We start from the raw sequence: 23,336 nt of genomic DNA on the forward strand, positions 1-23,336 counted from the left end.
TGTGTTGTTCTTTGCGGATTGAAATTTGTTCAATCTAACTACTCGATTTCAGTTGGGCTTATTTAGCGGTTAAATACAATAGCTCTTGGTAAGCTATGAAATGGGGGTTTTATATTGCAATTCAATAGGTTTAAGAATTTTCTTAATTTAAAAACACAAATTTCAGGCACAAAAAAAGGAGCTAAAAAGCCCCTTTTTCTATAATCTAGTTCTTAGCGACGTAGGCCAAGTTCTTTGATTAGTGCAGTATAACTAGTGATATCTTTACCTTTAAGGTAATCAAGTAGTTTACGGCGAGTGCTTACTTTACGAAGCAGACCACGACGTGAGTGGAAGTCATGCTTGTGATCAGCAAAGTGACCTTGAAGCTTGTTGATATCATAAGTAAGTAATGCTACTTGTACTTCTGATGAACCTGTATCGCCTTCTGCACGTGCAAATTTAGCAATGATATCGATTTTTTCTTGATTGCTTAGTGACATAGTAACTCCAAAAATTAAATTTAAAAGGTGTCTTAGCCGATCACTAATTCAGCCAAAACGATTAAGCGGGCGTATTCTACCAACTGTGGGAATAACTACAAGTTAATTATCCCCATCTACAACTAATAAGCCACTACTGGGCACATTAGTTGCTTATTCCGGCTTTACGTAATCATCTTGCTGGCTAGCAAGACCACGTTTAACCTTTAAATGTCCATTTGAGTTGCGCTCACCAGTACCAATAAATATATTATCCGCAACAACTTTAATTGCACCATCAGGTAAAGCGATTGGTAATTCTACAGCTTGCCCGTGACTAAAAATTCCCCCTTGTTCTTTTGTGATTTCAACAACGGGTAAATCAGTTAAAGCAGTGTCTATAGGTAATAACAACGAGTCTAAATAAGTCGAAGGCGCAAGCTCTTCTTCTTTCGCTTTAGCAAGTAATGCTTCAATTTCATCAAGCGATACCATTTTATCTGCCGGATACTGACCAACAGCGGTTCTGTGGAGCATAATAACGTGTGCACCGCAGCCTAGGTTTTCGCCTAAATCGTCAACGATTGTACGAATGTACGTCCCTTTAGATACATGAGCCGTCATTTGTAATACGTTGCTTTGTTCATCAAATTCGTCAAACGATAAGCTAAACACGTTTATTTTTCTGCATTTGCGAGGTACTTCAATACCTTCGCGAGCGTACTTATATAACGGTCTACCTTGATACTTAAGTGCCGAGTACATTGACGGATATTGATCAGACTCACCAACAAAAGCAGCAATTTCTTTTGTTAGCAGTTCACGCGTTACGTTCACATCTTTAGTGCTAACAATTTCGCCATCAGAATCTGATGTTGTTGTACGCTCACCCAGTTGTGCACGAACGATATAGGTTTTATCTGTATCGAGTAAAAACTGCGTAAACTTAGTCGCTTCACCAAAACAAATTGGCAGCATACCTGTAGCAAGTGGATCTAAAGCACCGGTGTGCCCAGCTTTTTGCGCAAAATAAACACCTTTTGCTTGCTGTAATGCTTTATTTGATGAAATGCCTTGCGGTTTGTTTAACAACAAAATACCGTCAACTGCACGGCCTTTACTGCGCTTTGCCATCTGTATCAGTGCCTTCTTCGCTATCTGTATCGTCTACGTGCTCAGTACTTTCTTCGCTATCTAAAACTTCATCAGCATCAACACTTTCTACGTCTTCATCAACATGCTTTGCGTTGTCTTCGCGGATAATAGAATCCACTAAATTAGAAATACGCATACCTTCCATTAATGAGTTATCAACAACAAACTTTAACTCAGGCATTATACGTGCACGAATACGCTTACCAAGTAACGAGCGAATATAACCCGTTGCTTCATTTAGTACTTTTGCGCTTTGCTTTGCTGCATCTTCATCTTGTGTGTTAAACACAGTAATGAAAATTTTGGCATAAGATAAATCGCGCGATACTTCTACCGCTGACACTGTCACCATACCTAAGCGTGGATCTTTAATTTCGCGTTGTAAAATTACAGCAATTTCTTTTTGGATTTGCTGTGCAACACGATCAGTGCGAGAAAATTCTCTCATTATACTTGTCCTAAAATAATAACTTATTGAAATTAAATAATAAGTTAACTAAATAATGGATATGCAAATGGGGGCTAAGCCCCATTTAAAATCTTAGCGTAGAGCGTGTAGAACGCCCGGGCGTTAACCTTAAGCGTTCAATACACCCTAGTAACAATTATAGAGTACGTTGTACTTCAACTGTTTCAAATACTTCGATTTGGTCACCAACACGTACGTCATTGTAGTTCTTAACGCCGATACCACATTCCATGCCGTTACGAACATCAGCAACATCGTCTTTAAAGCGACGAAGTGACTCAAGCTCACCTTCATAGATAACCACGTTTTCACGTAGTACACGGATTGGAGCGCTACGTTTGATAACACCTTCAGTAACCATACAACCAGCAATTGCGCCAATTTTTGGAGACTTAAATACGTCACGAACTTGAGCAAGACCAATGATTTCTTGTTTAAACTCTGGCGCTAGCATACCTGACATGGCTTGCTTAACTTCTTCGATTAAGGCATAAATTACGCTGTAATAACGAAGGTCTAAGTTTTCAGTATCAATCACTTTACGAGCAGAAGCATCAGCACGAACGTTAAAGCCAACTACAATTGCGTTAGACGCTGCAGCTAGGGTTGCATCGGTCTCAGTAATACCACCAACACCTGAACCAACAATCTTCACTTTTACTTCATCAGTAGAAAGTTTAGTTAGTGAATCAGAGATTGCCTCGATAGAACCTTGAACGTCTGCTTTAAGTACCACGTTAACTTCAGAAACATCGCCTTCAGTCATGTTAGTAAACATGTTTTCAAGCTTAGCTTTTTGCTGACGTGCTAGCTTAACATCGCGGAACTTACCTTGACGGTATAAAGCAACTTCACGCGCTTTACGCTCATCTTTAACAACAGTCGCTTCGTCGCCCGCAGCTGGAATACCAGAAAGACCTAAAATCTCAACTGGAATAGATGGACCAGCAGATTTAATGTCTTTACCGTTTTCATCGCGCATTGCACGAACACGGCCATACTCAAGACCACATAATACAATGTCACCTTGGTTAAGCGTACCAGATTGAACAAGTACTGATGCTACTGGACCACGGCCTTTATCAAGACGAGATTCAATAACAACACCTGCAGCCATACCTTCAGTAGGTGCAGTTAATTCTAAAAGCTCAGATTGCATAAGCACAGCTTCAAGAAGGTCGTCAATACCTAAACCAGTTTTAGCTGAGATATGAACATACTGCGTATCGCCGCCCCACTCTTCTGGAATAACGTCAAGTACAGCTAGTTCGTTTTTAACGCGATCTGGATCTGCGCCTTCTTTATCCATTTTGTTTACAGCAATGATTAAAGGAACGCCAGCTGCACGTGCGTGCTGTACCGCTTCTTTAGTCTGTGGCATAACGCCATCATCTGCTGCAACCACTAGGATTACGATATCTGTCGCTTTAGCACCACGAGCACGCATTGATGTAAATGCAGCATGTCCTGGTGTATCTAGGAACGTGATCATATTGCCGTTTACATCAACATGGTATGCACCAATATGCTGTGTAATACCACCGGCTTCGCCTGAAGCAACTTTTGCAGAGCGAATATAATCAAGAGTCGATGTTTTACCGTGGTCAACGTGACCCATAACAGTTACTACTGGAGCACGTGGCTCTGACTTACCATCTTCATGGCGGTCATTAAGTACTGTTTGCTCTAATTCGTTTTCTTTAACAATGATAACCTTGTGACCCATTTCTTCTGCAACTAATTGTGCAGCTTCTTGGTCAATCACTTGGTTAATGGTAACCATGTCACCCATTTTCATCATTGTTTTTACAACTTCAGCGCCTTTAACAGCCATGCGTGATGCAAGCTCAGCTACTGTAATTGTTTCGCTAATACGCACTTCATTTTTAACATCAACAGTTGGTTTTTGGAAACCATGCTGCAGCGATGCTGGTGCTTTTAACTTAGACTTGTTACGGCCTCTTGACGCTGCAAATTTATCTTTTGCTGGCGCTTTTTTCTTTTTCTTAGCACGGCGTGTACCTTGCTCATCACGAGCATCGGCAACATCTTCTGCTTCACGTGCGTAAGTAGAAGTCGTAAGATGGTGATCCGCTGTTTCTTCGCGTTTCTTACGCTCTTCTTCTTCTTTCTTCCAGCGTGCCGAGTTTTCTTCAGCTAGCTTTCTTGCTTCTTCTGCTTGACGTTTCGCTTCTTCTTCAGCTTTCTTCAATGCGGCCTCTTCTGCTTCTTTTTGCAGACGCTCAGCTTCTATGCGATCTTTCTCAGACTTAGCACTTTGCTCTGGGGTCATCTGCTTTTGTTTCGCTTTACGCTCTGCATCGGCTTTGCGTTTAGCTTCTTCTTTGGCTTTACGGTCAGCGTCTTCTTTCGCTTTGCGCTCTGCCTCTTGTTTCGCTTTTAATTCTGCGGCTTCTTGCTCAGCTTTTTGCTGCTCTTCAAGACGTACTTTTTCTTCAGCGGCTAGGCGTGCTTGCTCTTGTTCTTGTTCCATTGCGCTTTTTTTCACGTACGTACGTGTTTTGCGAACTTCAACTTGAACAGCTTTAGCTTTACCCGTAGAGCCAGTCACACTTAATGTGCTTTTGCTCTTACGTTGTAAAGTCATACGCGCTGGACCATCTGAACCTGTACCGCCATGATGCTTGCTTAAATGATCAAGTAACGTTGCTTTTTCAGCTTCTGTTACATTATCAGTTGCTTGCTTAGTGATACCTGCTTGTGAAAACTGCTGTAGCAATTTATCAACAGTTGTACCTATATCGCCGGCTAGTTTTTCAACATTTACTTCTGCCATAGTGTGTAATACCTCCGTTAATAAATTACTCGTCTGCAAACCAACAAATGTTTCGTGCAGCCATAATTAGTTCACCCGCTTTTTCAGATGAAAGTTCTGTAATATCAACTAATTCGTCAATACCTTGCTCTGCCAAGTCTTCAAGTGTAACAACACCCTTGCTTGCCATAACAAATGCTAAGTGACGCTCTAAGCCTTCAAGCGCAAGTAAGTCTTCAGCCGGCTCTGCGCCTTCTAAGCTTTCTTCCGTTTTAAGTGCTTTAGTTGTTAATGCATCTTTTGCACGTGAGCGCAGCAGATCAACTGTTTCTTCGTCTAAGCCATCAATTTCTAAAAATTCAGATGCTGGTACGTACGCTACTTCTTCAAGTGTCGAGAAACCTTCATTTATAAGTAATGATGCAAACTCATCATCAATTTCTAAATTTTCAGTGAATAAGTTAAGCAACTTATCTGATTCAGCTTCATTTTTAGTACGCATGTCTTCAACAGTCATTACGTTTAGTTCCCAACCTGTTAGTTGGCTTGCTAAACGAACATTTTGACCATTACGACCAATCGCTTGTGCTAGGTTATCTGCATCAACTGCAATATCCATTGAGTGAGTGTCTTCATCCATTACGATTGAAGCAACTTCTGCAGGTGACATTGCATTAATAACAAACTGCGCTGGATTATCGTCATAAAGAACGATATCAACACGCTCGCCGCCAAGTTCTGACGATACAGCCTGAACACGTGCGCCACGCATACCAACACATGCACCAATTGGGTCAATGCGTTTGTCGTTAGATTTAACTGCAATTTTAGCGCGAGAACCTGGATCACGCGCAGCTGCACGTAACTCAATCATTTCTTCGCCAATTTCTGGCACCTCAATGCGGAATAGCTCCATTAGCATTTCAGGCTTAGAACGCGTTACAAATAATTGTGCGCCGCGAGCTTCAGGCTTAACTTCGTATAAAAGGCCACGGATACGGTCACCCGGGCGGAAGTTTTCACGTGGAAGCATATCATCACGGTAGATAACAGCTTCAGCGTTATTGCCTAAATCAAGAACGATAGAATCACGTGTTGCTTTTTTAACAACACCGGTTACTAACTCACCAACTTGATCTTTGTATGCATCGACTACTAAAGCACGCTCAGCTTCACGTACTTTTTGTACGATTACTTGCTTAGCCATTTGCGTAGTTATACGGTCAAATTTAATTGAATCTATTTGCTCTTCAACGTAATCGCCCATCTGCAAATCAGGTTCTTCAACCTGCGCAGCTTCTAACGTAATTTCGCTGTATGGGTTCTCTAAAGAACCATCTTCTAATACTGCTGCAATCTGCCAACGACGGAACGTATCGTAATCGCCGGTCTTACGGTCAATTGCTACACGTACTTCAATTTCGCCATCATGCTTTTTCTTTGTCGCTGTCGCTAATGCGAACTCTAAAGCTTCAAAAATCTTTTCTTTTGGAACCGCTTTCTCATTGGAAACGGCTTCAGCAACCAATAATATCTCTTTTGCCATGGGTAATGCCTCGCTTGCCCTATTCCTTCGCACTCGAATTTAAAACTTAGCGATTAAATTCGCACGTTCGATGTTACTAAGCATGATTAGATGCTCTGCACCATCACTAGATAGTGTGATCATATCGCTGCTAACTGCTACTAAGTCGCCCTTAAAATTACGGCGACCATCCTGTGGAAGTTTAGTACGCACGCGTACTTCCTCTCCTTGCGCCTGCTCGTAATGATCTTGTTTGAATAATAGACGATCAACACCAGGAGACGATACTTCCAAATCATATTCATTTGTAATTGGGTCTTCGACGTCTAAAATCGCACTAATTTGGCGACTTGCATCCGCACAGTTATCAACTGAGATCCCATCCTCATGAGCAATATACACTCTTAAGGTAGAATGGCGACCCGCTTGTACAAACTCAAGACCATGTAATTCAAAGCCTAACATTTCTACCGCTGGCGATAACATGGTTACTAAATCTTGTTCAAGTTTTGTCACGAAAATCCTCCATACAAACAAAAAAAGGGCTTATAGCCCTAAAATACTGAGTTTAAGTTTTGATTTGATGACAAAAGCCATAAATCGAAAGGTGCAGATACAACAACGCCCCGAACCAAGCGGGGCGTCACACCAATAAAGCATAAAACTGTGTGGCCGAGGGCCGAGCTTGGTTGCGAGTCAGTAACTGACCAAATTAAACTACATTAGCCTAAACGCAAAACGCGCATTACTTAGAATGCGCGATATAAATTAATAAGCTTACACTTATTAGTAGAATTGGTTGCGGGAGCCGGATTTGAACCGACGACCTTCGGGTTATGAGCCCGACGAGCTACCAGACTGCTCCATCCCGCGCCAATAGATATTAAACCTTAATTTAATATCGCTGTTAGCGGTTATACAACACACTAAACAATGGCGGCTATTATAAGGATGTGCGGGATAATTAGCAACCATAATAACTAATAAGTTTATAAAATTTGCAATTCGTCAAGTTGTTAATTTAATGTATTACAAATTAACATTTGTTGTAATAACCTTTAGGGCCTCATTATCTTGCGAGCCTAAATTTAAAGCACCCGTTTAGCTTCTACGCAAGGCTGTGTCGATCATGTGTGGTTATTCCTCACAAATAAGCGATAGCACAGCATAAATGCCAAACATACGCTGTCCTTAGGTAAAACAGATTTAATCCTCAAAGATCAACAACCCCAATCGTAGCATTGAAGTAAATATTAAACAGCCATCCCAATGAATAGATAATCAATCTCATTAACAAAAACAAAATAAATAAAATCAGTAACTTATTAATTAAACCCTCTATTTAAGCCAATAAACCCGTGCGGTTTCAACTTCTCTAGCTATAATAAAAGCAACGAAAGCAATAACAATAACAATCACACTTAATGCAAAGAGGCATTTAATGAACACAAACCAATCAGTATTATTAAAAAGCCTACAGATTGTTAAGCCGAATTTCCATGCTTTTACAGCACGCTTTCATCGTAAATTAGCAGAATCAAGTATTGTAATGAATTACCCAACTGCAAATCAATTCAACGAAAAAAGTTATACGTTTTACTGCGTGCTAGAGCGCATAATTAAACATTTAGATAATCCATCTTCTGTCACTCCTTTTTTAACACATTATTTAGAACACCTAAATAAACGTAATATTCAGCAAACTGATATTAAAATATTGTGTGATATTTTTTACGCTACTTTAGAAGCTCATCTTGGTCAGCATTTTTGCTTACAAAGCCAAACCGCATGGCAAGAATTTCTAACCTTTTTGAAAACTGCACTAACAGTTCACTTTTCAATATAAGTAACGTTATTTCACTTCAACAACGAATAAGCAAAACAAAAAATAATACCAATTAGAACCTGTATTTATTGCTCATTCCTTTATAACAAATGCGCTTATATATAAGTAGGTATTGAAATACATATAAGCTAAGCATAACAACACTCAAGTTTATAATGAGCCGGTTAAGCTTCATTAAGTAGTAAAAAACAGCCCTTTATAAAACCAGCAAAGCTCAATACCTTTTTAGAATTAGCTCATCGAGCATTAAAAACACCAGCTATTGTAAAACTCCACGCATAATTAAGCAGTACTACAACACCTTTAAAAGATCGTTTTACGACACTTTGGCGTACTAAACATATTTGGTTCTAAGTATGAAACACTATAAAACACTCAGGCTTATTTTGGGCGACCAACTAAACCCATCGCATTCTTGGTTTAAGCAAAAAGATAATGAAACCCTTTATATTATTGCTGAACTTGCACAAGAAACTCATTATGTTAAACACCATATCCAAAAATTATGTGCTTTTTTCCATGCTATGGAAAACTTTGCTTCAGCGTTAAGCCATGCTGGTTTTAATGTATTGCATTTAACCTTAGATGAGACTTGTAACGACAACAATTTACCCGATTTGCTTAACCGTATTGCAAAACAATATCAGTGCTCGGCAATAGAGTATCAATACCCTGATGAATTTAGACTTCACTCGCAATTAGAACAATTTAAAAAAACGCATATGCTAAGTGTGAGGGCTGTGGATAGCGAACATTTTTTGTTCCCCTTTTCACAAATTAAAAAACGCTTTGTAAAAAATAAACATGTAACGATGGAGCATTTTTATCGCGATATGCGCAAGCAGTTTGATATTTTAATGGACTCCGGTAAGCCTGAAGGAGGTAAATGGAATTTTGATAGTAACAACAGAAATAAATTTTCTAAGAACGACATACACGACATCCCCTCTCCAAAGCTATTTACTAATGATGTAAAGTCAATTATATCTCGCTTAAACAAACATAAAGTCGCTTATTTTGGCAGTATAGATAATCAACTCACTTGGCCAACAACGCGAAAGCAAGCAATTAGTAGCCTTGATTACTTTTGTGAATATTTGCTCGTTAATTTTGGCAAATTTCAAGATGCTATGACTGACCAGAGTAAGCATAATACTAGCCTTTACCATAGCCGTTTATCATTTGCTTTAAATACAAAAATACTACACCCGCTTTATGTAATTAAACGCGTAATTACTGAATATAAACAAAGACCCAGCGAAATATCCATTTCACAAGTCGAAGGTTTTATAAGGCAAATACTGGGTTGGAGAGAATACGTACGCGCCATCTATTGGGTTAACATGCCCGACTACGCAACTAAAAATCAACTACAAGCCAATAATAAGATGCCATCCTATTTTTGGACTGGCTCTACTAAAATGAATTGTTTAAGCCACGCACTTACACAAAGTTTAGAAACCTCATACGCGCATCATATTCAGCGCTTAATGGTTATTGGAAACTTTTGTATGCTCACGGGAATTAATCCTGATGACGTAGATAATTGGTATTTAGGTGTCTATATAGATGCAATCGAGTGGGTAGAAATGCCTAATACTCGAGGAATGAGCCAATTTGCCGATGATGGCATTATTGCTACAAAACCCTACGCAGCAAGCGGAAACTATATTAATAAAATGAGCGATTATTGCAAGCGTTGCCAATACGATGTTAAACAAAAAGTGGGAGAAAAAGCATGCCCCTTAATAGTCTGTACTGGAACTTTATGCACACCCACCGCAGTAAATTAGAGAAAAACCCGCGTATAGGCATGGTTTATAAAAACTGGGACCGACAAACCGAAGAACAAAAAACAGTGCTATTAAAACAAGCTGCTGCGCATTTAATTGATTTAGAAAGTTTGTGATATATAAAACAGGTAAAATTGTTAATTAAATGTTTAATTCTTCTGTCATTGTAATGTAATAGCGCTATCTTTTAATAGCGTTAATTTTTAAATACAGCAATGAGATAAAAATGAAAAAAATATTAACGTCGGCAATTATATTACTTACAAGTATCAACCAAGCACACGCATTTAGCCAAGAAACCCATAAGCGGATTGTTATTGACGCTGTAAGTTATATGGAGCAAAACCCACAATCAACGCAATATGCAGCACTGTCGCAATATGCTTTACAAAATAAAATGTCAGTCTCACAACTGGCTGAGCTACTAGGGCAAGCAGCCTATGATGTTGATGATTTTGAAGATACTTTTTTATGTGGTGCCATTACAGGCTCTTGTGTCCAAGCTCCTCTTTGGGGCGCGGCTGAAAGCATTGTAAAATATACTAGCTATTGGCACTTTCAAAACCATACGCAAGGCGCTGATCAGCATGGTAATGATTTTGGCGGCTATAACTACGACAAACTCACTGTATGGGGCACCATTGATAGCTTAGCTGCGGCTTGGTTAAAAGGGGACTATTTAGATGATGGAAAGGGAAGAGAAACGGGCTGGTTTAATGCTGACTCTTCAAAATATAATAGTTATGACATTACCGAAGCTCATTACCGAATTGATAGTCAATCAAACTATAGTATGTATGATGATTTTGAAAAAATCCCTTTTCAACCAATCGATAACTTAGGCCAATACTGGTTTCAAAGCTATTTAGACAGTGGTAATCCACAAGTACTGGGCTTTGTATTCCATACAACTGATTTACTTCAGCCGCATCACACATGGACAACTTCAGATTTAAATCACTCTAGCTGGGAAGGCTGGATAAAGGATTATTATGATCAAGAACAACTCAATGATCCTAGCTTAATACGTCAAGCAATAAATACCTTTTCACCGTTAGATAAAGCCTCAACGGATGTACGTCCATTGCTAACACAGGGCGGTTCTTTTTCGTACGCTCAAGGAGGTATTGTGCTTAATTCGGAAGATCATTACGACCGTGTTGATACCGCAAAACAAGTTATCCCTCATGCTATTGCAATGGTTGTACATTTATTAAATCATGCCATGGTTGCCCGCTAATGAGGTATTTAGTCTACCTATGTGTAGTAATGTTTGGGCTGCTTTACAGCAGCCAAGCATTTACGAGTGTTGAAAAGTACACACCCGCTGAAATACAGTTGATGCATCAAATATATCAACAGCAAAATAGTGACATTAGTCTTTCGCAAACACGCTATCGTTTATACGAGAACCAATTTTTACTAAGTGAAGCAAAACGCCTAATGCCCAACAAGGTAGCGCGTTTGTCTGATGTCGGTTTTACCACCGGTTACCATGTAGAGCGCTACCTAAATAACCTTTTTATAAATCAACTACATTTACCACCGAGCATCGAAGCTTCTAATAATGTTAAACATTTTACGGCCAGCTGGCTTACAAACACATTAGGTGAATATCCTGCGAATGGACAATATTCTGAAACGCAAAAAAACACATTAAATTTAGTAAAACTTGAAAATTTTGCGTTTCCTGCAATGTCTGTTTATGACTTCATTAAACCACTTTCTATGCAAATACGGTTTAGATTGCATCAAGGCGATAACCAGTTATTTCATACAGAAATAGCTAAAAAGCATCAATATTTTATAAATTTAGAAAAAGCGACCAACGCGTTTAAAGCAAAAGATATCAACATTGATAATTTAATAAGCATTGCTCAAGGTGACATCTTGCGCCCTTCGATTCAAAGCTGGCTTGGCGTAAAAGACATGATGCATGGACAAAGCCCGATACTCGAACAATTAGAAAAACAAGTTTCTGAACAACAAATAAATCAGTATTACCAAAAGAATAAAAGTCGCTTCAAATATTTATACCAAATAACAGCCCAAGGTGCTGAATTTAAAAACAGAAATGACGCGGTTAAATTTAAAAATGAAGTGGCAAAGAGTACTTTCAAAGTTGCTTTAAAAGCGGCTAATATGAATGATATTTATAGTAAATTTAATAATAATATCAATCGAGAGCATAAAAAAGAGTGGGTAGTACAACTTGCATTTACTCAAAATGAGAATGAGCTTTCTGAAGTCATTCGTTCGCCAAAGGGATTGTGGGTTGTGGTGTTAACTAGTAACTATGAATATAGGTATTTTGCAGCAACGGGCCAAACAGTTCGCTATCAAGCGATTAAGTCTGTGGCGTTACAAAATGCTCATCAGCAATACCAGCAAAAGTGGGCTGCGTGGCACACACAAAATGAGATTAAGTTATGAAAATAAAGCTCTCGGCACTCATTATAATGTCTTTAGGCATCACCCTCATATACTACTTATCTGGCTCCACCGAGCAGAAAAAAATGGCACTAGCGACTAAACAACCAACAGATGAGCGTCCTACAATAAAGCAAACAGTACACACCGTAAAAAAATTGAAGATGCACATTCTTCAAATATTAAAAAAAGTACCTTGAATGAGTATGCTCAACTGGCAATTACCGAACCAAATTACTTACCCCCGCTAAATAAAAGTAAACTAAGCAGTGTTCAATACAAGGGGGATTTAGACGACCATAAAGCCTACGAACAATTTCAACAAGAGAAGCGGCGCGCACTAGAAAGTAGCTTTGTAAGTGCTGTTCATAGCAAAGTAGCAACGCTAGAAAACTTACTTGCTAAAGGGCGTAAACAAGGAATGAAGCAAGAGCAGCTTCAAGAAGCGATTGATAAAATTGCTCTGCTGAAAAAACACAAAAGCACTTAATTAACCTGAACTCTGGTCAAGAGATTTACTAACGTATTGAATAATCGTGATATTTAAATTTATTTTCTCTAGCCAACGATTTTCAGTGAAAACAAGGCGAATTTACGCGTCAATAGCTAGCCTATTGCCAGTAAATTCAACGTAGTTAGCGCTGAAAATAGCTGCTTGAGATAGATTTATTATCCAGAGTTCTGGTTATACCAATTTGCTTATATATGGGGTCTATTTAACGTTAAGAAAATTACGCTAGAACTAGGCAAAAGTTTTTGTATCTAGTGTTCTAAATAAAAAATTTTAACGCCGTTATAGGGCAATTTAATTCGTTAAATTGATCAAAGATTTATGCAGGTTGGTATTACTTAGCCAAGATTAAGAGAACGCTCTAGATTCAAGACTATTTAAAACTCTATTGCATAAAAAAGCCGTCTCAAGCGAGACGGCTAAACAATCAGGGAAACTAAGGTTAAACAGGGTTTATTTGTCTTCGATTAAATGACCTTGCCCTATCTCTATTTTACGAGGTTTAAGTGCTTCTGGGATTTCGCGCTGAAGCTCTATGCTCAATAAGCCGTTAGCTAAATCTGCACCAAGTACTTTTACATGATCGCCAAGCTGAAATTTACGCTCAAAGTTACGCTCCGCTATACCTTGATGAATAAACTTACGTTCATTATTCTCATCTTTATTAGCCTTAGTACCGGCGACTTTCAACGTGTTGTTTTCTGACTCAATGGTCAACTCGTTATCACTAAAACCAGCAACGGCCATAGTAATTCTGTATTTGTCTTTATCAAGCGCTTCAATGTTATAAGGAGGAAAACTTGGCTGCTTGTCTGTACTTGCTGCCGCATCCATAAGTGATGCTAAATGTTCGAAGCCGATAAATGAACGATAAAGTGGTGATAAATCTACTGTACGCATAATAATATCCTCATATTTAAGCGATATTTTGCATGTGCTTTTCTATTGAACAAGCTCAAGCAAAGTATAATTAATAATATAAATTTCAATTGTTTAAGTTTAATTTAGGACCCATCAGGCGTCCTATTTAACTATATATGGACGGTAAAATTGTTTTCAAGTAAATTTATTAAAAAATAAAATATAAATTTAAGCGCGCTATTAAACACGCTTAAATTTATGCATAACAACTTAAGAAAATGTTCCTCTAATAGGGTAATCATTTTCGCGTGTATATTGAATACCTGAAAGTAACTGCTGCATATCAGGGCGTGAAAACGGGCTGTTTGACTTATCTAAAACTTGCACTTGATTTTGCTCGTTTAGGACAATAATTGCAGGCTCTGCAAACGGATGATCTGTCTCAGTGTTACTTCTTGGCTCACTGATATACAAACCTAATTCAGTCATTTGCTCAAGCGTTAAATTATAATAAAGAGGAAAATTAACGTCTAGCTTTTCAAAGTGCGCTTCCAACTGAGCGTGGCTATCACCACTTACAGCAACAACTTCAACACCAATATCTTTAAAATCTTGAGTCATTTTAGCCAAAGCATTTAATTGCTTCGTACACATAGGGCAATGCTGACCTCGATAAACAACTATCATTTTCCATGGAGCATCTGTTATACGCTGCGTAATATCAACCTGTTCTCGCTCTGTATTACTTACAATCAGCTCAGAGAGTTTTGATGCGGGTTTTACTGTGTTATTACTCATAATGTTCTCCTTAAGAAATGTTATAAACCATTTACCAAATAGAGCTTAGGGCAGATAACTAATTTTCAAGAGGATAAATTGTAACCAAGATTGAATTATCGACTCTAATAACATCAATACATACATAATCTATTTAAATAAACTTAGCTAAACGCATTATAAAAATACCTCTGAAGCTTTGTAGCTAATTAAAAACATTTTCTGCATCGTGTAATTAATTATGCTTATGGCACGCTTTATAAAGCTTAAAATATAGCCATTAATGGTAAAGCTTAAAGGAAGGTTGGTATTAGACCCAAAGGTCGTTTTATTGGTAAGCAGATTTATTTTTGGTAACAAATTTATGACGATTTTTAATGCGCAATATGTCATTTTATTTTGTACGCTAAAATTAACGATTGAAATTTTGGTAAACTGTAACTTTATGTCAGCTTATTCGGATTCATTGGGCTACAGCTAATCAAGTGAAGTATATGCTGGCATAAAGTTACAAACAAAGCTTTATAAAGTTAGATTCCTGAAAGCACAATTGACTGGTACGGACTGCGCTATGCACCATGAGAGGACGTTGGCAATGCTTGTTATATGCCCATCGGTATAGGCTTTAACTTAGCTGATAAATACAAAGGATGAGCAGGCTCCCCTGATTTATTTAATTTTAAATAATTTAAGTTAGGCATTAGTTCCAAAATTTGTTTAGAACGCTTTAAAAAAGAACCGTCATTACCCCATGCACAAATAACTAATTGTGCATCATTGGATAATTTTGTAAGCCAAGCGTCATTATTTGAACCAATAGGATCTTTAGCTGCTTTCATATCTCGTGGTTCGGTTGCTCTGTATGCAAATAAATTAGACATGCATACACCACCGTAACCCCAAAATTTAGCAAAATTTATACAACGAATTAGTGTTGGATCATCATTATTTTCATCTGCCGTCGATGGATTTAAACCAATAAACATAACTATTGGTTTTGTTGCATCCCATGTTCTCCATAGTGCATATCTGTATTTACGGCATTCAGAAAGTTCAGCAGTATTCTTCATGTCTGGAACCTCTAAGGGTATATAACGAGGCTATAGAATAACTCCAACAGCAAAATCCAATTAAAAATCGAGTTTCTGTAATTAACGCTAAGCGCTTTTAAAGCATTAGGTAATCATCTGAAAACCATAAAACAGGCTTTTTCTTAAAAAGAGTAATTCTACAGCCTCCATTGGCATTTAAGTGGATACGAATCCTATTTTGCTGGAAAGCACATACGCCCTACGATGAATCAACTTACTTAACCGCATTGAAAAGTAAGGGATTACCGCTGTTAAAATTTGCGGTGGAAAGTGAGCTTTAGCGCTTGCTGTCCACCTCAGGGCGTGTTGTTAGTTTTTTATTAACGCTTCAATATCAAAGTCTTCAGAAAAATAATCTTTATAGACTTGAACTTCAGCTTCGGTAAAACCAAATTCATAAATGAATTTCTCTGCTATTTTTTCAGGATTAGGGTCTAATATTTTAATTTTTGGTTTGTTAACTCTTTTCATGAATGACTGTATAAAAAGCTGAGTACTCTTTATATCTGTTTTAGGAAATGAATAGCCAATAAGAATTATCTCATCAGCCTTTTGAATTGCTTCTGATGTTTTAGACCAAAGTGAACCAAACAACTCTCCATATTGATCATATTTCTTTTGTTTAACAGGAGGAATAATCAATGGAATTGTCGGCACGCCATCTCGAGGTGCTTTCCCTTTTTCGAAGTGCGGTTTAGGTTGGCTAACAAATTCAATTTTTTGCCCATCTGGATCATATGCGACCATATCTAAATTTACAGGATAATACCCATAAGAAAAACGTCCATAACCTCCCATAAAGCGTCCTCGGTGGCATGGATAAGGCTCCTCTGTCGACTCATATACATATACGTCTTCGGGTTTCACAAGTCGATTTAGAGTTGTAAAACCATCAAGCATATTTGGATGAATTGTTAACCAATTTGTTGACCCATGAAGTTTTAACAATTGAACCATTTCATTGTTTGATCTGTTAACTGAGTCGTCCCAACCGTTCCTATAAACAGATTTAGGACTGAAGCTATACCCTTGATTCACATTCCAATTTGATGTGTGCTCTAGAGCTCGTTCAATTAATGTATCCCAGTTAAATGTAGCTATCACGTCATTTTTGGAAACTGATTCTACTAGTTTTAAATGAGGCTTTGAAATAGGTCCATTTTGAATCTCATTAATCACAAATGAAAATAAATAAATTAACTCATTATAAGACATTTGGTGAAACATTGATTCATTTTTGTTTCCTGCATCAAGTTCAATTTGTATATCTTCTTCAATAGATGAATGAAAATCTTCTATATCTATACCTTTACGAAGATAAGAATATGGATCAATACCATACTTATTCGTAATATATAAATGAATTTGCCCCTGTAATACCCATAAATTATTTGGTATCTCTAGCTTGTCATATGTTTCAAAAAAATCACAAGCAATTGGCATTCTTATTCCTGTTTTAGAGTCTCCATACGCTTTGGAAGCACCAGCACCTAATATAAAAAGTTTCACTATAAACTCCCAAAAAAACTAACGAGCCTGTAGATTAACTCGTTTTTTATTTATTTTTATTGATAAATAGACCATAGCTGAGTTCCTATTTTGATTCAATTGATTACTGTATTTTTCATAGAATATAAAAGCTGGTTTGGTATTGTTTTAACTGGCGTTTTGGAAGGAGTTACGGGTGTTTCAGTGGCTTTATTTTGGCTTAAAAGGGGTTGCCTCTCTTAATGCATCGTGTTTTGCAGCTTTTCTATATTATGAACAAGGCAATACAGTTGCCATTGGGCGTTCACTTTCGTTTGACCCCGTAAGGTCAATTTATTCATCCCTTTATTCACTGTAATATTCCGCTTTTTATTTAAAGGAAAGCAGGTTCAATACAGCCGAATCGTTTGCCATTCTTTAATAAACAGCTGTCGCCGTCCGATTGGGCTCTCTATTTTTACTTTCACCTTATTAACATAGTTCAGCTTTTTGCGTGATTCATTATTTATAATAATGCACTCTTCATGCTGTTTTTGTTGGCTTTTTTCGTAATAATTAGGATGGGTGCCATCCTAATCTTCCACAGTTCCACGAACAGGCGCTAAAGAAATTTAAAGCAAATGTAAGAGAACTCACTAACCGCAACTGGGGGATCTCAATGACCCTACAAATTCATAAACTCACGCAGTATTTACGTGGCTGGGGACACTATTACCTAATAGCCAACGCTTATCAGCTAACGGTGGATTTAGATCATTGGATCCGCCGTAGGATAAGAATGTGCTACTGGCGGCAGTGGCGAAAACCTCGTACCAAAGTACGCAGTTTAATGAAATTAGGTGTTAGCGAACGACTCGCCATAGCCTGTGGTATCACCAGTAAAGGCCCTTGTCGAAGCTCAAAAACAAAAGGAATTAACATTGCGCTAGGCAATGATTACTTAGCGTCACAAGGTTTAGTGTCATTGAGAGATATTTGGATCAATATTCATTACGGGAGATGAACCGCCCATTGCGGACCCGCATGATGGGTGGTGTGGGAGCTGGAGGTTAGAGACCTCCGGCTACCCGATTATAAGCGAAACCATTTTATTTGCATATTTTTTCAACCTCTTCGTATGCAACAACAAAGTCTGGTGAAATTACAACCTTTTTAAGCAAATTATCCTCGCTTAAATAAGACCAAAGTATGTGATTACTGTCTTCAGATTTCTGAGTAATACTATCTTTATCTTCTCTTAAGTCTTCACAAGAGGGAATATTAGAATACTTATTAAGCAAGATTATTTCTCTTTTTATTATATCTTCATTGCGATCGTCAGATATGCTAGTTGCATATAAATATCCAACAGTTCCGCCAAAGAGAACTCCTAGAGTTAGATAAATTAGTGCTTTCATAGATTATAACTCCTAAGCCATATCAACAAATACCGGAGTATTCATAAATGACCAACTAAATAATTTTTTTGCATCATCTTCACTTAGACGAACACAACCATGAGATCCTAATGATTCAATACCAACGACTTTTAAAAAGGATGTGACGTGGTTTAATGGATTCGACTACCCCCAGTTAAGAGATAATCAACTTAACTGGAGATCGATAATGACAAAACGTAAAAAGTATTCCAAAGAATTTAAACTTGATGCTATCGCATTAGTTGTTGAGCAAAACTACTCACAAGCAGAAGCCTCTAGAAATTTAGGGGTAAATCCCAACATCCTTGGTCGCTGGATAAAAGAAGCTGAAAATGATGATGGGCATGCTTTTAGAGGGAACGGTAATTTAACCCCTGAGCAAGAAGAGATCAGAGAGCTAAAAGCGCAAGTGAAACGCCTAGAAATGGAGCGTGAAATATTAAAAAAAGCGACGGTCTTCTTTGCCAAAGAAACGAAGTGAAATATTCGTTCATAACCCAATACAAGAAGACCTGGCCTGTGGCGACAATGTGCCGAATACTGGGTGTAAAAAGTAACAATTACTATAGTTATCAAAAGCGATTCTCAACTAAATCAGAGGATCCAACACATCAAGAAATGATTGATTGTGTCAAGGACATAGCGCACTTCAGTGATAATACTTACGGTGAAAGGCGTATTCAGAAAGTCTTAAATGCACTCGGTTTTCCGGTGAGTCGTTACAAAACAGCACAGCTAATGAAAGAGGCAAATGTCTGGGTGCGTTATAAAAAGAGATACAAAGTGACAACGAATAGTGAGCATAATAAGCCTATTTATCCCAATGTACTTGAGCAAAACTTCAACGTTGAAGCAGCTGATCAAGCCTGGGTACAAGATATCACTTATGTTTGGACTGCAGAAGGTTGGTTGTATCTGGCGGTAGTGATTGATTTATATTCGCGCAAAGTCGTTGGTTGGAGCATGGGCTCACGAATGAAAGCGCAGCTTGTCTGTGACGCACTGACTATGGCGATGTGGCAACGCCAGCCCAAAACAGGGTTAATTATCCATTCAGATCATGGGGTTCAATATGCAAGCCACCAATATCGTAAATTGCTCAAGTCAAATGACTTCATTGGTAGCATGAGTAAGAAAGGCTGTTGCTGGGATAATGCTGTTGCAGAAAGCTTCTTCGGTAGTTTGAAGCAAGAGCGCGTGCATTGGAAAAACTACCCAACGCGTTATGAGGCTCAACAGGATGTAATGAATTACATCTGTATGTGGTACAACAGTCGTCGCTTACATTCGTACTTAAATTATCAAAGCCCAAATGACTTTGAAGAACGAATCGAAACATTAGATATGGTTTCTTAACTAGGGTGACTGAATTTAGTTGACCATGTCAATGTGACACTTACAGCATTTGATTGATGGATAGCTTTACCATCATTTGTAAAAAACATCGCATAATCCATTTGTGCATTATATGCACGGCTTCTGTATTTTTGATGCTTTCTGAATATATGGTGTAAAGAAGGCTTTATTGCCGTAGGGTGTTTTTTATCGCCAGAGGCGCAATGAAATTCATGTATTTTCTTTTTTCCATCGTAAGCGAAAAGATTTTGATCATCCAAATCAACGATAATATGTTTCCCTGTAAGTCTTACACCACCAAGGTATAAAATAGTAGAGCCACTTGGACTAACTACTCCATCAGCCTTATTTCTTCCCTGTATACTGGCTTGAAAGTCTGAAATACACTGTGTTAACTCCTGAATAATATTTGGGGAGCAGGAGTTTGGAATTTTTAATCGAAGAAGTTTTTCTCGGTAGTACGGATCTTTTTTCTATTTTCTAATAATGAAATGACACTCCTTAAGTCTGTATTGCTGTTAGTTCCTCCCTTACCAACTTTGTTGAAAATATAGTTAGCTGTTCCTATATCATGTTTTTTTTGGTGTTGCACAGTTACCTTGTGACACTTTACTTCATCCTTGTATGAGTTAAAAAATAATCGAATGTATACTAACAGTTACATAAAATAATTACAGCCAGTAACGGAGCTTATAACGAGCCTGTAAATTAACTCGTTTTTAAATTTATTTTTATTGATAAATAGACCATAGCTGAGTTCCTATTTTGGTTCAATCGATTACTGTGTTTTTCATAGAATATAAAAGCTGGTTTGGTATTGTTTCAATTGGTGTTTTGGAAGAGATTACGGGTGTTTGAGTGGCTTTTATTTAAGGTGAAAAGGCTTGCACTTCTTAATACATCGCTTTTTGCAGCTTTTCTATTTATGAACAAGGCAATACAATTGCCGCAGCGTAAACTAAAGGCATTCACTTTCATTTGACCCCGTAAGGTCAATTTATTCATCCCTTTATTTACTGTAATATTGCACTTTTTACCTAAAGGAAAGCCGCTCCAATACAGCCAAGTCGTTTGCCATTCTTTAATAAACAGCTATCGTCGACCTATGGGGTTGTCTATTTTTACTTTCACCTTATTAACATAGTTCAGCTTTTTGCGTGATTCATTATTTATAATAATGCACTCTTCATGCTGTTTTTGTTGGCTTTTTTCGTAATAATTAGGATGGGTGCCATCCTAATCTTCCACAGTTCCACGAACAGGCGCTAAAGAAATTTAAAGCAAATGTAAGAGAACTCACTAACCGCAACAGGGGGATCTCAATGACCCTACAAATTCATAAACTCACGCAGTATTTACGTGGCTGGGGACACTATTACCTAATAGCCAACGCTTATCAGCTAACGGTGGATTTAGATCATTGGATCCGCCGTAGGATAAGAATGTGCTACTGGCGGCAGTGGCGAAAACCTCGTACCAAAGTACGCAGTTTAATGAAATTAGGTGTTAGCGAACGACTCGCCATAGCCTGTGGTATCACCAGTAAAGGCCCTTGTCGAAGCTCAAAAACAAAAGGAATTAACATTGCGCTAGGCAATGATTACTTAGCGTCACAAGGTTTAGTGTCATTGAGAGATATTTGGATCAATATTCATTACGGGAGATGAACCGCCCATTGCGGACCCGCATGATGGGTGGTGTGGGGGCTGGAGGTTAGAGACCTCCGGCTACCCGATTATGTGTTTACCGAACTTTGCCTTTAAACGCTGAAGCCAGAAGTAAACACCGTTAGCTTTGCACAATACGCTAATTTGAGCGCACCACAAAACCTAGTTAAAATAATAGCTTTGCCACCTTTGAAAAAGGTATAAAAGGCGAAGCTTATTAGTGACCCGCGCTTAACTACCCTAGCGAAAACTCAAAAGCAGCACACGCTAAAAACACAGGTAAAGTAAAACATTTTCAGCGCGCGCTAACAATAAAACTTGAAAGACACATAACACCCATATTAACGGGCAAATAATGGTTGGCTAAAATAGTGAGCGCAGCGAACAAAGCCAACTGTTATTTGTCCCGTTGAATAATTTGTTAGTTGCTTGTTTAAGAAAAGCGACCAACCTTTAACGCGCACTAAAGGTAATGGGTTCCCGAAAGAAATAACAACTGCCCAGCACCTATTAACACCCAAAACTGAATTTGAGCCGTTTACACGAAACGCTTAAAGCGAAATCTGCAAACTAAAAATCCATTTACCAAAAAGTGATTGAGCGAAAAACACCAAACCCTTTTAGGCGAAAACTACTTAGACAAAAACACTAAGCTAAAACATGACGATAAACTTACCACGAAAAAGAATAAAGCGCGTGAAAAAAGTTAACGTTTATCACCAAAACCACAAAGAAAGTTACCGTAAAAAATGGTGGCAACTAACAATTTTATAGTGCGCTCATCGCGCATATATCTGCCAATGTCACACTCATGTATTCAATAATTCTTTTTTACCAAATAACTTAACACATTGCTACATATAATTTTTTACTAGCACTCAAACTCTCAATAAAAGACAAAATGCGCTCGTCGCTCATTTTCTTGAATATGGGAGCAGCACAACTGCACTGTATATAAATACAGCACTATTATTGGTGGTAATATAAAAACGCGTTCCCCCTTTTTAAATTATATTACTGATTATATGTTGGTAGGTTGGCATTCATTACGTACAGTGGATATATCTCTTAGATGGATTGCACCTTAATATCCATTTTCATAATAAGCGACATCCCGCCTCAATGAGAGACAACAAAGTCGAACGCTATTTATACCAATCCGCAATAATACTTGATCAATTTGAGGGCTTAAACCTGACGCTAACTGTGTTAAAAATTTCTGATATAAAACAAGTAAATAACGAATTTTTGCCTTGTTATCAACAAGGTTTTCTTACCTCAAAATAGCTCACTTAATTAATCAGATTAGTATTAGAACATTGAGTGCTAAAAAAATATTGCACCACGTACACAAGCTTCGGTGCTCAATTAATTATGTTGACCCATCCTAATCACACTTTGCAAGTGGCACTAAAATAAATCACTTATTTGATGCAATTAGTATTAAGGACGTTAATTTAAAAAGAATATATTTATGAAGAATATTAAATGAGATTTTAGCTATATCACCCAAATGAGGAATTTGGGTGGCAGTCTTACCAGCCACATCTCGGCACACACGTCACAAACTGTGGCTGCTCCCTTCCGGGCCTGACCAGGTTCGCCTGCTAGTGTTGCGAGAGGACCAATAAGACTACCATTGAGGGCCTTGGTTGGCGCGGGGGGATTATCTCTACTTTTGCTCTGTTATTCAAGGGATAATCTAAAAAGAA

18 protein-coding genes, 1 tRNA gene, 1 other RNA gene and 6 pseudogenes are annotated in these 23,336 nt (G+C 38.0%); 9 read left to right on the forward strand and 17 right to left on the reverse strand.

Annotated elements, in window-relative coordinates; translation table 11 throughout:
• Positions 1–212: 212 nt before the first annotated feature.
• The 7 genes from rpsO to P4S71_RS21375 form a co-directional block, all read right to left on the reverse strand.
• The gene (gene rpsO / locus P4S71_RS21345) at positions 213–482 is read right to left on the reverse strand and encodes a 30S ribosomal protein S15 (RefSeq protein ID WP_002958490.1); all 270 of its coding nucleotides are present in this window, start codon (positions 480–482) and stop codon (positions 213–215) included.
• Between the two features lie 153 nt (positions 483–635).
• The gene (gene truB, locus P4S71_RS21350) at positions 636–1,595 is read right to left on the reverse strand and encodes a tRNA pseudouridine(55) synthase TruB (RefSeq protein WP_337151470.1); all 960 of its coding nucleotides are present in this window, start codon (positions 1,593–1,595) and stop codon (positions 636–638) included.
• On the reverse strand, positions 1,579–2,064 hold the full coding sequence (rbfA, locus tag P4S71_RS21355; RefSeq protein WP_007378502.1) for a 30S ribosome-binding factor RbfA: 486 nt from the start codon (positions 2,062–2,064) through the stop codon (positions 1,579–1,581). Before rbfA ends, truB begins: the two co-directional genes overlap by 17 nt.
• 157 nt (positions 2,065–2,221) lie before the next feature.
• Complete coding sequence (gene infB / locus P4S71_RS21360; RefSeq protein ID WP_007378503.1) at positions 2,222–4,882, reverse strand: translation initiation factor IF-2; 2,661 nt, start codon at positions 4,880–4,882, stop codon at positions 2,222–2,224.
• A gap of 25 nt (positions 4,883–4,907) precedes the next feature.
• The gene (nusA, locus tag P4S71_RS21365; protein WP_007378504.1) at positions 4,908–6,407 is read right to left on the reverse strand and encodes a transcription termination factor NusA; all 1,500 of its coding nucleotides are present in this window, start codon (positions 6,405–6,407) and stop codon (positions 4,908–4,910) included.
• A 39-nt stretch (positions 6,408–6,446) separates the two neighbouring features.
• The gene (gene rimP / locus P4S71_RS21370) at positions 6,447–6,902 is read right to left on the reverse strand and encodes a ribosome maturation factor RimP (protein ID WP_007378505.1); all 456 of its coding nucleotides are present in this window, start codon (positions 6,900–6,902) and stop codon (positions 6,447–6,449) included.
• Between the two features lie 280 nt (positions 6,903–7,182).
• Positions 7,183–7,259 (reverse strand) — tRNA-Met (locus P4S71_RS21375).
• Positions 7,260–7,827: 568 nt separating this feature from the next.
• Here P4S71_RS21375 and P4S71_RS21380 point away from each other — a divergent pair.
• The 5 genes and pseudogenes from P4S71_RS21380 to P4S71_RS21400 all read left to right on the forward strand — a co-directional run bounded on the left by P4S71_RS21380 (position 7,828) and on the right by P4S71_RS21400 (position 12,945).
• Positions 7,828–8,232: a globin gene (locus tag P4S71_RS21380; RefSeq protein WP_337151471.1), complete on the forward strand. Its 405-nt coding sequence runs from the start codon at positions 7,828–7,830 to the stop codon at positions 8,230–8,232.
• 356 nt (positions 8,233–8,588) lie between these two features.
• Positions 8,589–10,141, forward strand: a pseudogene (locus tag P4S71_RS21385) (cryptochrome/photolyase family protein).
• A 110-nt stretch (positions 10,142–10,251) separates the two neighbouring features.
• Positions 10,252–11,265 carry a phospholipase gene (locus tag P4S71_RS21390; RefSeq protein WP_337151472.1) on the forward strand — a complete coding sequence of 338 codons (1,014 nt, stop codon included), beginning with the start codon at positions 10,252–10,254 and terminating at the stop codon, positions 11,263–11,265.
• Between the two features lie 29 nt (positions 11,266–11,294).
• The gene (locus P4S71_RS21395) at positions 11,295–12,458 is read left to right on the forward strand and encodes a peptidylprolyl isomerase (RefSeq protein WP_337151473.1); all 1,164 of its coding nucleotides are present in this window, start codon (positions 11,295–11,297) and stop codon (positions 12,456–12,458) included.
• Positions 12,459–12,651: 193 nt separating this feature from the next.
• The gene (locus tag P4S71_RS21400) at positions 12,652–12,945 is read left to right on the forward strand and encodes a hypothetical protein (RefSeq protein ID WP_337151474.1); all 294 of its coding nucleotides are present in this window, start codon (positions 12,652–12,654) and stop codon (positions 12,943–12,945) included.
• 474 nt (positions 12,946–13,419) lie between these two features.
• Here P4S71_RS21400 and P4S71_RS21405 read toward each other — a convergent pair whose 3' ends face one another.
• The 3 genes from P4S71_RS21405 to P4S71_RS21415 form a co-directional block, all read right to left on the reverse strand.
• Positions 13,420–13,866 carry an Hsp20 family protein gene (locus tag P4S71_RS21405; RefSeq protein WP_337151475.1) on the reverse strand — a complete coding sequence of 149 codons (447 nt, stop codon included), beginning with the start codon at positions 13,864–13,866 and terminating at the stop codon, positions 13,420–13,422.
• A 231-nt stretch (positions 13,867–14,097) separates the two neighbouring features.
• Positions 14,098–14,625 (reverse strand): redoxin domain-containing protein, encoded by a 528-nt coding sequence (locus P4S71_RS21410; RefSeq protein WP_033028534.1) that lies wholly within the window; start codon positions 14,623–14,625, stop codon positions 14,098–14,100.
• A 581-nt stretch (positions 14,626–15,206) separates the two neighbouring features.
• Positions 15,207–15,674, reverse strand: coding sequence for a DUF1643 domain-containing protein (locus tag P4S71_RS21415; RefSeq protein WP_337120085.1), 468 nt, complete (start codon positions 15,672–15,674; stop codon positions 15,207–15,209).
• A gap of 170 nt (positions 15,675–15,844) precedes the next feature.
• Between P4S71_RS21415 and P4S71_RS23220 the strand changes: the two are divergent.
• A pseudogene (locus tag P4S71_RS23220) lies at positions 15,845–15,976 on the forward strand (IS110 family transposase); the annotation flags it as partial.
• 28 nt (positions 15,977–16,004) lie between these two features.
• Here P4S71_RS23220 and P4S71_RS21420 read toward each other — a convergent pair.
• Together P4S71_RS21420 and P4S71_RS23225 are read right to left on the reverse strand one after the other, a co-directional pair.
• Positions 16,005–17,204 carry a hypothetical protein gene (locus tag P4S71_RS21420; protein ID WP_033039728.1) on the reverse strand — a complete coding sequence of 400 codons (1,200 nt, stop codon included), beginning with the start codon at positions 17,202–17,204 and terminating at the stop codon, positions 16,005–16,007.
• Positions 17,205–17,422: 218 nt separating this feature from the next.
• Positions 17,423–17,512, reverse strand: a pseudogene (locus tag P4S71_RS23225) (transposase); the annotation flags it as partial.
• Positions 17,513–17,766: 254 nt separating this feature from the next.
• Here P4S71_RS23225 and P4S71_RS21425 point away from each other — a divergent pair.
• Positions 17,767–18,186, forward strand: a pseudogene (locus tag P4S71_RS21425) (group II intron maturase-specific domain-containing protein); the annotation flags it as partial.
• An 85-nt stretch (positions 18,187–18,271) separates the two neighbouring features.
• Here P4S71_RS21425 and P4S71_RS21430 read toward each other — a convergent pair.
• Together P4S71_RS21430 and P4S71_RS23230 are read right to left on the reverse strand one after the other, a co-directional pair.
• Positions 18,272–18,580 (reverse strand): hypothetical protein, encoded by a 309-nt coding sequence (locus P4S71_RS21430; protein WP_337151476.1) that lies wholly within the window; start codon positions 18,578–18,580, stop codon positions 18,272–18,274.
• A 12-nt stretch (positions 18,581–18,592) separates the two neighbouring features.
• Positions 18,593–18,700, reverse strand: coding sequence for a L,D-transpeptidase (locus P4S71_RS23230; RefSeq protein WP_442961727.1), 108 nt, complete (start codon positions 18,698–18,700; stop codon positions 18,593–18,595).
• 88 nt (positions 18,701–18,788) lie between these two features.
• Here P4S71_RS23230 and P4S71_RS21435 point away from each other — a divergent pair.
• A protein-coding gene (locus tag P4S71_RS21435) for an IS3 family transposase (RefSeq protein ID WP_442961703.1) occupies positions 18,789–19,957 on the forward strand; the annotation gives its coding sequence in 2 pieces (ribosomal slippage) (positions 18,789–19,035 and positions 19,035–19,957; 1,170 coding nt in all).
• Here the strand turns inward: P4S71_RS21435 and P4S71_RS21440 are convergent.
• Together P4S71_RS21440 and P4S71_RS23235 are read right to left on the reverse strand one after the other, a co-directional pair.
• A complete protein-coding gene (locus P4S71_RS21440; protein WP_337151659.1) occupies positions 19,954–20,388 on the reverse strand; it encodes a L,D-transpeptidase in 435 nt (144 codons plus the stop codon). The two genes, P4S71_RS21435 and P4S71_RS21440, sit on opposite strands and share 4 nt — an antisense overlap.
• Before the next feature lie 462 nt (positions 20,389–20,850).
• Positions 20,851–21,127: pseudogene (locus P4S71_RS23235) on the reverse strand (hypothetical protein); the annotation flags it as partial.
• Positions 21,128–21,204: 77 nt separating this feature from the next.
• Here P4S71_RS23235 and P4S71_RS21445 point away from each other — a divergent pair.
• Positions 21,205–21,624, forward strand: a pseudogene (locus P4S71_RS21445) (group II intron maturase-specific domain-containing protein); the annotation flags it as partial.
• Between the two features lie 1,533 nt (positions 21,625–23,157).
• Here P4S71_RS21445 and ffs read toward each other — a convergent pair.
• An RNA gene (gene ffs, locus P4S71_RS21450) (signal recognition particle sRNA small type) lies at positions 23,158–23,254 on the reverse strand.
• Positions 23,255–23,336: the final 82 nt, after the last annotated feature.

The organism is Pseudoalteromonas sp. B62, assembly GCF_037162565.1.
Taxonomy (GTDB): Bacteria; Pseudomonadota; Gammaproteobacteria; order Enterobacterales; family Alteromonadaceae; genus Pseudoalteromonas; species Pseudoalteromonas fuliginea.

Excerpts from the sequence above, each read along its gene's own strand:
- rpsO (WP_002958490.1), bottom strand. The coding sequence starts at position 482 with ATGTCACTAAGCAATCAAGAAAAAATCGATATCATTGCTAAATTTGCA.
- truB (WP_337151470.1), bottom strand. The coding sequence starts at position 1,595 with ATGGCAAAGCGCAGTAAAGGCCGTGCAGTTGACGGTATTTTGTTGTTA.
- rbfA (WP_007378502.1), bottom strand. The coding sequence starts at position 2,064 with ATGAGAGAATTTTCTCGCACTGATCGTGTTGCACAGCAAATCCAAAAA.
- infB (WP_007378503.1), bottom strand. The coding sequence starts at position 4,882 with ATGGCAGAAGTAAATGTTGAAAAACTAGCCGGCGATATAGGTACAACT.
- nusA (WP_007378504.1), bottom strand. The coding sequence starts at position 6,407 with ATGGCAAAAGAGATATTATTGGTTGCTGAAGCCGTTTCCAATGAGAAA.
- P4S71_RS21380 (WP_337151471.1), top strand. The coding sequence starts at position 7,828 with ATGAACACAAACCAATCAGTATTATTAAAAAGCCTACAGATTGTTAAG.
- P4S71_RS21390 (WP_337151472.1), top strand. The coding sequence starts at position 10,252 with ATGAAAAAAATATTAACGTCGGCAATTATATTACTTACAAGTATCAAC.
- P4S71_RS21395 (WP_337151473.1), top strand. The coding sequence starts at position 11,295 with ATGTTTGGGCTGCTTTACAGCAGCCAAGCATTTACGAGTGTTGAAAAG.
- P4S71_RS21405 (WP_337151475.1), bottom strand. The coding sequence starts at position 13,866 with ATGCGTACAGTAGATTTATCACCACTTTATCGTTCATTTATCGGCTTC.
- P4S71_RS21410 (WP_033028534.1), bottom strand. The coding sequence starts at position 14,625 with ATGAGTAATAACACAGTAAAACCCGCATCAAAACTCTCTGAGCTGATT.
- P4S71_RS21415 (WP_337120085.1), bottom strand. The coding sequence starts at position 15,674 with ATGAAGAATACTGCTGAACTTTCTGAATGCCGTAAATACAGATATGCA.
- P4S71_RS21430 (WP_337151476.1), bottom strand. The coding sequence starts at position 18,580 with ATGAAAGCACTAATTTATCTAACTCTAGGAGTTCTCTTTGGCGGAACT.